General features: G+C 41.4%; 11 protein-coding genes and 1 pseudogene. 10 read left to right on the top strand and 2 right to left on the bottom strand.

What is annotated here, in order from left to right:
* Together ACJ751_RS10540 and ACJ751_RS10535 are read left to right on the top strand one after the other, a co-directional pair.
* The coding region (locus ACJ751_RS10540) for a GAF domain-containing protein (protein WP_407745452.1) at positions 1-326 on the top strand (326 nt) is incomplete at its 5' end.
* Positions 327-344: 18 nt separating this feature from the next.
* Positions 345-1124, top strand: a complete 780-nt coding sequence (locus ACJ751_RS10535; protein ID WP_407745451.1) for an NIPSNAP family protein — start codon at positions 345-347, stop codon at positions 1122-1124.
* A 135-nt stretch (positions 1125-1259) separates the two neighbouring features.
* Here ACJ751_RS10535 and mnmG read toward each other — a convergent pair whose 3' ends face one another.
* The gene (mnmG, locus tag ACJ751_RS10530) at positions 1260-3122 is read right to left on the bottom strand and encodes a tRNA uridine-5-carboxymethylaminomethyl(34) synthesis enzyme MnmG (protein WP_407745450.1); all 1863 of its coding nucleotides are present in this window, start codon (positions 3120-3122) and stop codon (positions 1260-1262) included.
* A 1282-nt stretch (positions 3123-4404) separates the two neighbouring features.
* Here mnmG and ACJ751_RS10525 point away from each other — a divergent pair.
* A complete protein-coding gene (locus ACJ751_RS10525; protein ID WP_407745449.1) occupies positions 4405-5202 on the top strand; it encodes a hypothetical protein in 798 nt (265 codons plus the stop codon).
* A 1353-nt stretch (positions 5203-6555) separates the two neighbouring features.
* On the opposite strand, the gene ybeY is transcribed toward ACJ751_RS10525, so the two are convergent.
* Positions 6556-7005 (bottom strand): rRNA maturation RNase YbeY, encoded by a 450-nt coding sequence (gene ybeY / locus ACJ751_RS10520; RefSeq protein WP_407745448.1) that lies wholly within the window; start codon positions 7003-7005, stop codon positions 6556-6558.
* Positions 7006-7065: 60 nt separating this feature from the next.
* Here ybeY and ACJ751_RS10515 point away from each other — a divergent pair, with 60 nt between their 5' ends.
* The 7 genes and pseudogenes from ACJ751_RS10515 to ACJ751_RS10485 all read left to right on the top strand — a co-directional run.
* Positions 7066-7299 carry a FeoA family protein gene (locus ACJ751_RS10515; protein ID WP_014222468.1) on the top strand — a complete coding sequence of 78 codons (234 nt, stop codon included), beginning with the start codon at positions 7066-7068 and terminating at the stop codon, positions 7297-7299.
* A gap of 623 nt (positions 7300-7922) precedes the next feature.
* Positions 7923-8495, top strand: coding sequence for a nicotinate (nicotinamide) nucleotide adenylyltransferase (nadD, locus tag ACJ751_RS10510; RefSeq protein ID WP_407745447.1), 573 nt, complete (start codon positions 7923-7925; stop codon positions 8493-8495).
* A gap of 150 nt (positions 8496-8645) precedes the next feature.
* Positions 8646-9536 carry a serine hydrolase gene (locus ACJ751_RS10505; protein WP_407745446.1) on the top strand — a complete coding sequence of 297 codons (891 nt, stop codon included), beginning with the start codon at positions 8646-8648 and terminating at the stop codon, positions 9534-9536.
* 53 nt (positions 9537-9589) lie between these two features.
* Positions 9590-10855 carry a chromate transporter gene (locus ACJ751_RS10500; protein ID WP_407745445.1) on the top strand — a complete coding sequence of 422 codons (1266 nt, stop codon included), beginning with the start codon at positions 9590-9592 and terminating at the stop codon, positions 10853-10855.
* A 108-nt stretch (positions 10856-10963) separates the two neighbouring features.
* Positions 10964-12253, top strand: a complete 1290-nt coding sequence (locus ACJ751_RS10495) for an NfeD family protein (protein ID WP_407745444.1) — start codon at positions 10964-10966, stop codon at positions 12251-12253.
* Between the two features lie 11 nt (positions 12254-12264).
* Positions 12265-13032 (top strand): slipin family protein, encoded by a 768-nt coding sequence (locus ACJ751_RS10490; protein ID WP_407745443.1) that lies wholly within the window; start codon positions 12265-12267, stop codon positions 13030-13032.
* Between the two features lie 182 nt (positions 13033-13214).
* Positions 13215-13729: pseudogene (locus ACJ751_RS10485) on the top strand (glucosidase); the annotation flags it as partial.

Here is a 13729-nt window from a genome sequence, read left to right as displayed (position 1 = left end):
TGTGGATAGGGTTCTACCTGGTGAAAGAAAATCAGTTGGTGCTTGCTCCCTTTCAGGGACCGGTTGCCTGTACCCGCATCAAAAAGGGGAGAGGTGTTTGTGGCGCCAGCTGGGAAAAAGCGCAAACCATCGTTGTGCCCGATGTAGAAAAATTCCCGGGACATATTGCCTGCAGCAGTAAGTCGAGATCGGAAATTGTTGTTCCGGTAATTCGCGACAACAAGGTGATGGGCGTGTTGGATGTGGACAGTGAACACCTGGCTGCATTTGATGAAACCGATAAACAATTCCTGGAAGAGATTGTAGATCTCATCATTTTCGAATAGCTAACATTTGCTTGAAATATGAAAAGAAGAAACTTTATCCAGAACGCTGCCATCACTTCTTCTGGTTTACTTGCAGGAAAATTATCTTATGCAGCTCCGGCAAAAGCTGGTAAAAAAGAATTGTTTGAATTAAGGGAATACGAAATTCATTTTGGTGGAAATCAGAATGCGTTGCATGCTTATCTCGAGAAAGCATTAATTCCTGCCTTCAATAAATTCGGTGTTAAGACTGTTGGCGTTTTCAAAGAAATTGGAAAGAGCGAACCAGCCAAAGTATATGTATTGATTGTCTATCCTTCAATGGAAGATTACGGGGATATCAATATGAAAGTAAAGTCAGACAATGACTTTAAACAGAACAGTGCCGAGTGGGATAAAGTGCCGGCCGATAAACCGGTTTTCAACAGATATAATTCTTCGCTGTTGGTGGCCTTTGATAATATGCCTTCATTAAAAGTACCGGCTAAGGAAACACGCATTTTTGAATTGCGTACTTACGAAGGGTACAATGAAGATGCGGTGCGAAGAAAAGTGAAAATGTTCAACACCGAAGAGTTCACCATTTTTGATAGAACAAAACTGAACCGGGTATTTTTTGGTGAAGCCATTGCCGGACCCAATCTTCCATGTTTAACGTATATGATCACGTTTAAAGATATGGAAGAACGTGATAAGAACTGGGCGGCATTTGGCGCCGATGCTGATTGGAAAAAAGTATCTAACGATCCAATGTATGCAAACACCGTTTCAAATATTCGACGCGTGTTTTTAGAACCCGTTCCATATTCACAAGTATAATTAATTCTGAATTTCCTGAACAAAGTCGAAGCGATATTGAATTTTAAAATATTCATATATAAAAAGGGCTCTGTTAATTCAGAAGCCCTTTTTATATTAGTACTATTTATACTTTGTTATTTTCCATTCTTCATTCTACCGTCCCATATACACCATTAGTATTTGAACATCGCTTGGGTTCACACCACTGATACGGCTTGCCTGACCCAGTGTACGCGGTTTTATTTTTTTGAATTTCTGCAGGGCTTCATTCGATAAAGAAGTGATCTTATTATAATCGAAACTTTCCGGGATCAGCAGATCTTCGAGTTGATTCATTCTTTTTACCAGCTCTTTTTCTTTTTCGATGTATACATTGTATTTGATCTGGATATCGGCCTGCTCAATAATTGCTTCAGTAAAACCAGTGAGCGCTTCTTTAATTTTTGGTAAGCCGGCCATCATACCTTCCAATGATATATTCGGACGCAACAATACCTGGATAGCTTTTTGTTTTTGTGGTAACGGCGCAGAATTATTTTCTGCCAGGAATCCATCGGTCTCGGTTGGATCCAGGGAGATTTCTTTCAGAATGTCTTTTATTTTTTCAACACCTTCCCTTTTGCTGATCACTTTGTCCATTCTATCCTGGGAAGCCAAACCCAATCGGTAACTCAATTCAGTCAATCGAAGGTCAGCATTATCCTGCCGAAGGATGGTTCTGAACTCGGCACGACTGGTGAACATGCGGTATGGTTCTTCAGTTCCTTTGCTGATAAGATCATCGATCAATACACCGATGTAAGCATCACTTCTTTTTAAAATAACCGGTTCTAATTCTTTTGCTTTTTGATGTGCATTGATGCCGGCCATCAGTCCCTGACAAGCAGCTTCTTCATAACCGGTGGTTCCGTTTATTTGTCCGGCAAAGAATAGGTTACTGATGAGTTTTGTTTCGAGTGTATGATTCAACTGTGTTGGCGGAAAGAAATCGTATTCGATGGCATAGCCAGGGCGGAAGATGCGTACATTTTCAAAACCGGGCACCTGGCGCAAAGCGGCATACTGCACTTCTTCCGGAAGAGAAGTGGAGAAACCATTTACATAGATCTCGACGGTGTTCCAACCCTCGGGTTCCACAAAAAGCTGGTGTCTTTCTCTTTCAGCAAAGCGATTGATCTTGTCTTCTATACTTGGGCAATATCTTGGACCAACGCCTTCAATCCGTCCTGCATACATAGGACTCCTGTCGAAGCCTGTTTTTAAGATGTCATGTACTTTCTGACTTGTATAGGTGATCCAGCAACTTCTTTGTTCTGTTGGTTTTTTAGTATCGGTGTAAGAAAAGCCAACAATTTCTTCGTCGCCTTTTTGTTCTTCCATTTTACTATAGTCCAGACTGCGGCCATCGATACGTGGAGGCGTACCCGTTTTCAGGCGATCACTTTCAAAACCATGCTCAACCAATTGTTCGGTAATACCGGTTGCAGCTTTCTCTGCTACGCGGCCACCGCCGAATTGTTTTTCACCAATATGAATGATGCCATTCAAAAAAGTACCGCTGGTTATAACTACTGATTTAGAGGGGATCTCATGACCAAGACCAGTTACCACACCGCAAGCGCGGCCATCTCTTATGATGAGAGAACGAACCATGTCCTGGTAGAAATCAACGTTCGGAGTTTTCTCCAGCATCTCGCGCCAGGTGGCGGCAAATAACATCCGGTCATTTTGTGCGCGCGGGCTCCACATAGCGGGACCTTTTGAAAGGTTCAACATGCGAAACTGGATCATGCTGAGGTCGGTAACGATACCGGAGTATCCTCCCATTGCATCGATCTCCCGAACAATTTGACCTTTGGCAATACCACCCATGGCTGGGTTACAACTCATTTGGGCAATGGTTTGCATGTTCATGGTTACTAAAAGAACCTTTGAACCAAGGTTGGCGGCGGCAGCGGCTGCTTCACAACCGGCATGACCAGCGCCTACTACAATTACATCGTATTCTGGAAACATGGTGCAAAATTACGTACTGGGACCGGGATTGTTTAGTTTGATAAATAAGAGTAGTTGGAAATGCTTATTTATTTCAGGGGCTTGGTGGGTTAAGTTGCAGGTTGTAGGATGTTGGGGATTTCTAGGATCAGGTACTTGAAATGATTACCGCTTATGATTTGCCTATTCGTTTTCCAGATGATGATTACTAGAAAGGCTTCCTAATGAGGGGTTCAATTGTAGTAAGGGTGCTATGAATTTCGTCTTAATTGGATAACATGCCCTTATAATTAGTTCTTATTCTGAAAGCATCTTATCTAAACACGCACTTCCTTTCCTCCTTTTAGTTCATCCCCCTAGCGGAATATGAAAACAGGAAGAAGGTTGAGATGGGGTTTTGTTTGAATTCATTGTTTCGAATTGGTTATAATTAGATAGACTCTGTTTAGGGTCAAGGTGAAAGTATACTTCCTTTTTGGAATACACCTCAAACCTGAGTGTTTAGAAATAATGAATTAAAGGGAGGGGTGGCCCTTCCCTCACTCAGTTATCTCTTTATAAATACCTTTCTGAGTACCGGTACTATTAGTTTATCAAGGTGTATGCTTATCTCTCCCTCTTGGTAATAACCTGACTATAAGTAAGAATGGCCACACTAGAGGAAAAGGAAACTAGTCTTACCAACGGAGGCATAGTGTTTTAAAAGCTACTGACATTGTTTACCTCAGATTTACACCTTATATGTATTTTAAAGACCTGGAATCTTCCTTTCTAATAAAAGGTTGTTCATGAAACTGTTAAGGAACTCTGTATTGAATCACAAAATGGATCTCGGTAGTGTTATATTATAATCAGGATTCTCCTACTACCTTTTATTATTAACCCTACTCCTATCTACTAACTTCCAGTAATATGTCTTGTATCTCCAGGCGGAACCCTGGTTCTTCAATAAACCTTGATTTAATAATGGTTCTTTTCCTTGGCTATAGATACTTTATGACCTCCTCAACCAATCTCCCTTCATTAATTCTTGTATTTCCTTATCAGCTTCATCAACTTGTCAACCCTATCAACCGGCATGTCCCTTAACAACCTGCCTCTTTATTTAAATATAGCTCCCTCTTGAAGGAAGTTTCCTTTAATGAGTATCTGTTTCCACGCCCTTATGTTCCACGTGGAACCAACATTTTCCATTCTTGTTTTCCTTTAGGTATTTTACTGGTTATTTAACCCTTGTTGGTCATTGAATAGATTGCTCCCTCTTGTAAAAACGCTTATACTTGTGCCTGTTAACTTAATTCCTATGGCTAATTCTTCTATAAAAGGGTCCAGGATTCCAGCTCGTTTTTTACCTGGAAAGAATGAATCAGGTTTGTTGGATAAGCTTAATGTACCTCAGATTGATATCACTTACATAAGGTCCTACCTACATAGAACAAAAGCCTGGCGGGTAGAAGGGTATTATCCTTCCCGACCCTCTTCTAAGAAAGCCAAAGAATATAGGTTGAATATTAATGGGTTCAAGGCCTGGAAGATTGGATTTAAGAATAAACAGCAAACCCCGGTTGATATTACCTTGCATTTTAGGATCCAGGGAAAGTATGTGCCTGGGTATGACTATAACCAGACCTACAGTAACCTTTTACCAGATATGAAAGCTGAGATGGTTGTGGTTCCCGGATTGAAAATGGTTCGGGTGAGATTAGATAAGGTCGAAATACATACAGGTTCTAACCTTCTTTCCAGTACTGAGGTAAGAACCTTTATGCCATATTGGAATGGAAATTTTGTCTTCAGCTTTATTACTGCTTGCCTCCTTGGTGTAAGCTTCCTGTTCTGCCATACTTATAAGCAAGGAATCCCTGTTCATAATAGCACAACTAACTGGATTGCTATACTTGGTTTTTACCTGGCCTTCTGGGAAGCTTTTAATATTACCCCGGTTATCATCATGCTCCTGGCTCTTCTAGTTGGTCCCTTTTTCCTACATGACCAGGTTCAAAAAATTGCCCTGATGGTTTTGGGATGCTTTTATTTATGGGCAGTTTGGAGAAAAAGGTCTTCTATTAAGGACTTCCTTATTGGAGCCTTTATCCCCTAGCCTTTTTTAACGCTCAGTATTTTAGGGATGAGTTTTTATATCACCTGGACTGGAAGTTTTATCTCTTAATATGGTATGTCCCTGTTACCTAACTTATGTTTCTTCTTACAGTTTAGGGTAAGAATTATTCTTTTAGAAGGGCACCCTCCTATTTATTCTGGTCTTTTTAGGTTAGATTTTGGTCAGTATATCCTAATGTCTCGTACTTGTTCCGCAGATGTTTCGTACATCTATGGAAAACCAACGAGTCCTTTCAGTAAGGCAGCAGATTTTGCAAATACTAACCAGAAGCATACAGGACCTGAATTATACAAATCCAGGGAGGATATGGCTTAAAGGTTTGGTACCATGTCTTTTCAGGGATTCAGAATGACTGTTTTAAGGGATGAGGTCTGCTAGTAAAAGGTGGTAACTACCTGTGAAATGGTAAGGTTACTTTGTACTTTGTTGCAAAACAATCCAGGGAAGAAGTGTAAAGATTGGTAGGTAAAGGAGAACTTCCACCTTGTTAGTACTGATAACTACCCGGTAAAAATATAGATAACTTTCATGATGAAATTCCTTCAAAGGACTTATTAAAGGAAAGATTACCTGGTTGAATGAAGGTTATAAAAGGAATTGGCCATTTACTTCATCTTGTGTTTAGTTCAATCTGGGTATGGGTTGGTTCAAGTTGGGTTGAAACGGACTATTCACCCTAAACACATAATGTTATATTCAAAACTCACTTTGAGGCATAAGTAGCTCACTCGGTGATGTTAGTTCGTTATTTTGGCCTTTAGATACGTAAGATACAATCGTATGTTGCGGAGTATGCATCCAAAGTCAACTATTAATGCTTCAATTCTAAGATTTTATGATCATAGTTGCACAACTATGCTTGTATAGTGGGTCACTCATTTAAAAAGGTCTGATCCGGATGTCTTTCAAAACCTTGCGATGGCTTATCAAGAATTAACTATGGCTCATTAGTAGCTAACTTTTGTATAAAGTTTCAAACTTTGTTACGGATGTTTATTAGTTGACGCGCAAACTTAGAAAGTAGTACTCCATAGTTAACAATAGTAAAGCCAAACTTAATTACATACGCGTTATAGTTCGATACCAATAACTCATAGTTGATCAAAAATGCGTCATAGTTAATTCAAAATGCGTTATAGTAAACTACATATTTGTATAACAGAGGAACTTTTGTCCAATCTTTTAAATGTAACTAGCTGTTGTTGCTAACACCTTATAATTCTCAAGCAATTAGGTAGAAAAATAAAAGACCCACGATCACATTGCGGGTCTTATAAAGTTCATGTGCTTATTGCTTACTTCAGTGTGAAATCAAAGTTCCACGTGGAACATTTAATTGGACTTAGATAAGTAGTACTTCAGGTATTTGTCTTCAGCCTTTCGCATCAGTTGTTCATCCTTGCTTGACTTATCCTTATACCCGCATAAGTGCAGTGCGCCATGAAAGATCACTCGTAACAGTTCGTGCTTAAAAGACACTTCATAATTCTGGGCATTATCCCGAACACGGTCTACACTGATATAGATTTCCCCGGTGGTTGCATGGGGCGTTTCGGAAAGATCGAAGGTGATAATGTCGGTGTAGTAATTATGGTTCAGGTGTTCCTTATTGATCTGTAAAAGGTATTCATCTGAACAGAATATGTACCGGAGTTGTTCCAATTTAGTCTTCTCCTTTTTGAACAGGTCCCGGATCACTTCTTTTACCAGCGTTCGCTGGGAAAAGGATACAGGTAATAAAAAATGAAATTGAATGGGGGGAGTTGAATTATTTGTTGGCATTTTTCGAAATTCGTAACTGTCATTAATTAATACAAAGCTACATTTGTTGTCAATTGAATTATGAAACGATTATCAGAAATAGGAGCAGGAACCGTTGCCCGGATACTTTCTTTTGAAAACAACGACCTGTTTCTGAAATTAATGGAAATGGGTTGTGTACCGGGGGAATTGGTAAAGGTAGAGCAGATTGCCCCCCTGGGTGATCCCATCTCAATTATTGTAGCTGGTTACAACCTCAGTCTACGATTAAATGAAGCCGATAACATATTTGTTGAAGAATTGGGAATCGCTTAAGGCGGTTCCTTTTTTTTAGGCCGATCCTCTTTATTTTTTACAAGGCTATTAACTGGGTCAATCTCCTCCTCGGTTGGAATCTCATATACTTTAAATGGATATTTAGAAAGCTTTCTTTAAAAGATCGCATAGAATTGCTCTTGAGGATCATTTATGGAAAGTTGCCGGACAAAAGTTGCTTACTATGCAACATATGTTGCTAACTATGCCTCGTATGTTTGCAACTTTGGGTGGAAAGTTCAGAAGATGCCGTGGAAAGTTTAAAAGGTTGGGTGAACAGTTTAAAACAATGACTGGAAAGTTTCGAAGATTGATTGGAAAGTTCAAGACAATGACTGGAAAGTTTCGAAGATTGATTGGAAAGTTCAAAACATTGCCTGCAAAGTTTCAAACTTAAGCACCAAAGTTGGCAACTTGTGTCTCTACATTCAAAAAGTATATCTCCCATTATTTAAATTTTGATGTATCCTTCGCAACATATGATCGTACTTTAAATACCGAAAGACTAAAATGCCGCACTGAGGCTACAGAGTTTAACACCAGCCACCGGTATCTAGGCATTCACATCCCGATTCTGTTTCTTTGCAGTAATTAAGGAACTTTTAAAAGCGGAATTACAAGTAATGAAAATCGGATTATACTTCGGGTCGTTCAATCCTATTCACCATGGTCATTTGATTATCGCCAATTACCTGTTACAGAATTCTGATCTTGATCAGGTATGGCTGGTGGTGTCACCGCAAAATCCATTCAAGCAATCGGCAAATTTGTTGAATTCCTATAATCGCCTGAACCTGGTTCAACTGGCCATCGAAGGCGAAACGAAATTAAAAGCCAGCGATATTGAGTTTCGTTTGCCGCAGCCATCATACACTGTAAACACATTGGTCTATTTGCAGGAAAAATATCCAACGCATCAATTCGCTATTATCATGGGCAGCGACAGTTTTGAGAATCTGGCTAAATGGAAAAACTATGAATTCATTCTGCAACACTGCCCCATTTATGTATACCGGCGACCAGGTCACGAGGTTGTAAATAATTTCAAAAACGCAACGATCAATATACTCGATGCGCCGCTGCTGCAGATCTCTGCCACCCATATTCGCAACAATATAAAACAGGGAAGATCTATTCGCTACCTGGTGCCTGACAAAGTGCTTGAAGAAATAGAAAGAAACAGGTACTATCAATAACGGATAAACGAAGTAAGTAAATGTCCTGTTGCTGACCATTAGAAGTTGATTAAAATCACCGCTCAATTCAGTAATTCTCCAAATCTTTGTAAGGCATAAATCCGGTTACCCAAATAAACACATGAGGAAATATCTGAATGTAATCATATTATGAAAAAATACCTTGTAACCTTCTTCCTATTATTGATCGTTGGGTTCTTATCTGCACAAAAGACTGATCGCCGGTTGCAGCAAAAAATTCAGGAAACGGTGAAAGGCCTGAACGGCGATATTGGAGTGTATGTAAAAAACCTGCGTACAGGAAAAGTGGCTGCCTTCAACGCCGATACTATTTTCCCAACAGCCAGCATGGTGAAGGTTACGATCTTAATAGGTATAGAAGATAAGATTGAAAAGGGGGAACTGGATTACCATCAGCAACTCGAATACCGGGACTCTTTGTATTATGCCGGGGAAGATATTCTGGGTTCATTTAAAAATGGGGAGAAAATAGGATTGCACAAAGTGATGATGTTGAGTTTAACCACCAGCGACAATACTGCCAGTTTGTGGTTGCAAAGTTTGGCCGGTAACGGTACGCGCATCAACCAAATTCTCGATTCATTAGGATTGGTGAATACGCGGGTGAATTCAAGAACACCAGGCCGCGAGGCCAACCGCCAGCAATATGGTTGGGCGCAAACGACTCCCCGTGAAATGGGAACGCTGATGGAAAAAATTTACAAAGGCGAAGTGATCAGTAAAATGGCCGGTGAAAAAATGATCCGGTTACTGGGGAGAAATTATAACGATGAACAAGCGATTGCGGAAATACCGCCGTACATATTTGTAGCCTCAAAAAATGGTTGTGTAAATGCATCTCGAAGTGAAATATTATTGGTGATGGCGCCGCATGGTCCGTATATATTTTCTGTGCAAACAAAAAATCTGAAAGACCAAAGTTGGGACAACTCAAACGAAGCCTGGGTATTGACCCGGAAACTCTCCGCCCTGTGCTGGAAATATTTTGAGTCCCGATCGCGCTGGAAACCATCATTATAAGACGTCGAAGTGTTACACATTGCCTAACTTGTGGTTTTGATGAATAATTGCGAATGATCCTTCTGCGCCATATACCTTTTTTGAAAGCGGTCTTTTTACATAGTGTTTCTGCCTTTGGCGGACCGCAGGGTCATTTTGGGATGGTGATGAAAACTTTTGTGCATCGCCGCCATGATGTGACCGAACAGGAATTACTCGAGTACAATTCTTTTTGCCAGCTGCTGCCCGGCGCTTCCTCTACCCAGGTATTAACACTGATCGGGTATAAGCGCGGCGGTATTCCATTGGCCATTCTTACCCTGGCCATCTGGATTTCCCCAGCCTGTATTTTGATGGGCGCCTTTTCTTTCCTGCTTGAATTTTTCGACAGCAAAGAAATGAGTGAAGGTATTTTCAAATTCATTCAGCCAATGGCCGTGGGTTTTCTGGCCTTTGCCGCCATGCGGTCATTCAAGCTTGCGATACATAATAATATTACCCGCGTTATAATGGTGGTAAGTTCCATCACTACTTATCTCCTGTTTAAGTCGCCATGGATATTTCCCATACTGCTGGTATTGGGTGGGTTCGTCACCAACCTGAGTGATAAACGCATTCCCGAAAAAGCCCAACCCGTTAAAAAAATTAAATGGGGAAACATCTGGCTGTTTGCGATCATATTTTTAGTGGCGGGGGTTGTCAGTGAAATGGCGCGTAATAATGACTGGCCCAATCGCCGCCCGTTGAACCTGTTTGAAAATAATTATCGCTTCGGAAGTTTGGTGTTTGGTGGCGGACAGGTGCTGATCCCTATGATGTATGAGCAATACGTTGAACGTCCCAAATCGCCGGTGGTTATTAGAAAGAACCTGAATAAAAAAGGAAATGTAATCAGCATCGAGCGCAACGATTTTTATACCGGCGCCGGTATTGTTCGCGCTATACCCGGACCCGTATTTTCCATTGCTTCTTTTATGGGTGGCATGGCCATGAAAGACAAAGGCACTACCTGGCAAATATTGGGTTGCATAATTGGGTCCATCGCCATTTTTTTACCGAGTGCATTATTAGTGCTTTTCTTCTTCCCCATCTGGCACAACCTGCAACGTTATGTAATTGTATACCGCGCACTCGAAGGCATCAATGCTGTTGTGGTAGGTATAATGGTAGCCGGTACCATTTATATGATGCGTGATGTTTCTGTGATCGGGTTTCATACCGTTAGTATAGTGAACCTCGCCGTTATAGCCGGAACCTGGGCCATGCTTTCATTTACAAAACTCCCCTCGCCCGTTATTGTAATGATCTGTTTACTGCTCGGTTGGGTATTTCATTTATAAGCCTACACACCTATTGATTTGTATGATTTCTACCCAAATTATAAAATTGGGGATGCGGTCCATTTTTCGTAAATTACAGTAGACCCATGCTGCAGTTATTTGAATGTTATGAGGCGCCTCCTACTATATTGCATCCTGCTTGTAATTACTTCCGGGCCGCTGTATGCACAAAAAGTGCTCTCCATAAAATTAGATGCAACGATAAATCCTGCCACTGCAGATTTCATTCATCGCGCTATTGAGGTAGCACAAAAAGAAAAGGCAACCTGTTTACTCATTCATCTTAATACCCCTGGCGGATTGTTGCAAAGCACCCGCCTTATTGTAAGTGATATCCTGGAATCGCCGGTGCCTGTTGTGGTATATGTATCGCCCGGCGGCGCGCATGCAGGTTCTGCGGGTGTTTTCATTACAATGGCAGCACACATTGCGGCCATGGCGCCCGGCACCAATATTGGTGCGGCTCACCCGGTAACTTCCCAAGGTGAAATGGATACCATCATGAGCGCAAAAGCTACAAATGATGCCATGGCGTTTATAAGGTCCATTGCAAAAAAACGCGAGCGAAATGCCAACTGGGCCGCACAAGCTGTAAGCAACAGTGTGTCGCTAACAGAAACGGAAGCGTTGGAAAATAATGTCATCAATTTAATAGCAAGCAACGAACAGGAATTACTAAATAAAATTGACGGTAAAAATGTTACCGTTAGTTCGGGAACAGTTACCCTGCAAACACAACATGCAACAGTGCAGTCACTCGAAATGGGCTGGGGTGAAAAAATGCTTAATATACTGAGTGATCCCAACGTCGCATACATCTTATTCTTACTTGGATTATACGGACTCATCTTTGAAATGTACAGTCCGGGCGCCATTTTCCCCGGTATCATTGGCGGTATTTGTATGATCCTTGCTTTGTACACCATGCATACCTTACCAGTAAACTATGCTGGTCTTGCCCTGATCGTTTTTGGGATCATCCTGTTTCTGCTCGAGATAAAAATTGTAAGTCATGGCCTGCTGGCCATAGGGGGTGTGATCTCTTTATTGCTTGGTTCCATGATGCTCATAAGAACCGGTGGAACATCGGCAGTGGCTGGTCTTTCATGGACGGTGATCATAACAGCCGTTGGTGTTACTTCCCTCTTTTTTCTGTTTGTTGTAGGAATGGGTTTGAAAGCACAACGCATAAAACCGGTAATGGGACTGGAAGCAATGATCGGGGAAATTGGTCAGTCGTTAAGTGAATTGAATCCCGGCGGCACGGTGCGGATGCATGGAGAAATATGGAAAGCCTTCTCTGCAGAAGGGCTTATTCCAGAAGGAAAGAAAGTGATCGTGACAGGACTTTTAAATCTTACCCTGCAGGTGGAACTGTATAATGAATCATCAGCATAAACTTGTTTTATATGAACTCACTACCAATTTCAGCTTCGGCAATCGTCATTGTGTTGTTTGCGATTTTTGTATTGAGCAGCGCTATTCGCGTCTTACGTGAATATGAACGCGGTGTTGTTTTCCGGTTAGGTAGACTGATTTCGGTTCGTGGTCCAGGCCTGATTATATTAATACCCGTGATTGATAAAATGGTAAAAGTAAGTTTGCGCACCGTGGTGATGGATGTGCCGCCGCAGGATATCATCACTGAAGATAACGTTTCAATAAAAGTAAATGCAGTGGTATACTTCCGCGTGTTGCAACCACAGAAAGCAATTGTAGAAGTGGAGAATTATCTCGTAGCCACTTCACAGTTCTCACAAACAACCCTGCGAAGTGTATTGGGGCAATCAGAACTGGATGACCTGCTTTCACAACGCGAAAAAATAAATCAGAAACTACAACAGATCATCGATACCCATACAGAACCCTGGGGCATTAAAGTATCTAATGTGGAAGTAAAGCAAATTGACCTGCCACAGGAAATGCAGCGTGCCATGGCCAAACAGGCAGAAGCAGAGCGGGAACGCCGTTCAAAAGTGATTGCTGCAGAAGGAGAATTCCAGGCCTCGCAACGGCTGGCCGATGCGGCCCGCATTCTAAGCGATCAGCCCAGTGCCCTCACTCTGCGTTACCTGCAAACCCTTCGGGAAATTGCAACAGAGAATAATTCAACTACTATATTCCCCGTACCGATTGACCTTCTTAAGCCATTTTTAGGAAAAGGACAAGGCAGCTAAATGATTTTTAGTATTGTAACTAATTATAAACCCTGATTTCAATAATCGGGGGCCTAATCTTTTATTTAATGCCTCCTATACAGTAACTTCATAAACGTATTATGTACCATTAATTGATAATTGATGCTTACCGCCGGTCGCTTGCCACGGTATTAATATTTAAAGTAGAAGAAAACCGGATCATGAGTGCAGAACATCAACGACTTGCGGTTAATTCCACAAGGAAGATCCCTTTGGAACAATGGGGACCGTATTTAAGCGAACGCCAATGGGGAACTGTCAGGGAAGATTTTAGTCCAAATAGTGATGCATGGAATTATCTTACCCATGACCAGGCTCGTTTTCGCGCCTATCGCTGGGGCGAAGATGGCATTGCAGGTATTTCCGATTTCTTTCAAAACCTGTGTTTTGCTATTACTGTATGGAATGGAAAAGACGCCATTTTGAAAGAACGCCTGTTTGGCCTCGGCAACTATGAAGGTAACCACGGCGAGGATGTAAAAGAACTGTATTACTACCTCGACAATTTGCCTACACATTACTACATGGAGTATTTGTATAAATACCCACAACAGAAATTCCCTTACGACGAACTGCTGGCTGTAAACCGCCAACGATCAAGAACAGAACCGGAGTACGAGATCCTCGATACCGGTATCTTTAATAACAATGAATATTTTGATGTTAATGTAACCTA

Origin of the sequence: Niastella sp. (genome assembly GCF_045805085.1) — a bacterium.
Lineage (GTDB): Bacteria > Bacteroidota > Bacteroidia > Chitinophagales > Chitinophagaceae > Niastella.
The sequence above is the reverse complement of the archived record's forward strand: the minus strand, read 5'-3'. Positions and strand labels throughout refer to the sequence as shown.

Excerpts from the sequence above, each read along its gene's own strand:
- nadD (WP_407745447.1), top strand. The coding sequence starts at position 7,923 with ATGAAAATCGGATTATACTTCGGGTCGTTCAATCCTATTCACCATGGT.
- ACJ751_RS10535 (WP_407745451.1), top strand. The coding sequence starts at position 345 with ATGAAAAGAAGAAACTTTATCCAGAACGCTGCCATCACTTCTTCTGGT.
- ACJ751_RS10505 (WP_407745446.1), top strand. The coding sequence starts at position 8,646 with ATGAAAAAATACCTTGTAACCTTCTTCCTATTATTGATCGTTGGGTTC.
- ACJ751_RS10515 (WP_014222468.1), top strand. The coding sequence starts at position 7,066 with ATGAAACGATTATCAGAAATAGGAGCAGGAACCGTTGCCCGGATACTT.
- ACJ751_RS10500 (WP_407745445.1), top strand. The coding sequence starts at position 9,590 with ATGATCCTTCTGCGCCATATACCTTTTTTGAAAGCGGTCTTTTTACAT.
- ACJ751_RS10525 (WP_407745449.1), top strand. The coding sequence starts at position 4,405 with ATGGCTAATTCTTCTATAAAAGGGTCCAGGATTCCAGCTCGTTTTTTA.
- ACJ751_RS10495 (WP_407745444.1), top strand. The coding sequence starts at position 10,964 with ATGAGGCGCCTCCTACTATATTGCATCCTGCTTGTAATTACTTCCGGG.
- mnmG (WP_407745450.1), bottom strand. The coding sequence starts at position 3,122 with ATGTTTCCAGAATACGATGTAATTGTAGTAGGCGCTGGTCATGCCGGT.
- ACJ751_RS10490 (WP_407745443.1), top strand. The coding sequence starts at position 12,265 with ATGAACTCACTACCAATTTCAGCTTCGGCAATCGTCATTGTGTTGTTT.
- ybeY (WP_407745448.1), bottom strand. The coding sequence starts at position 7,005 with ATGCCAACAAATAATTCAACTCCCCCCATTCAATTTCATTTTTTATTA.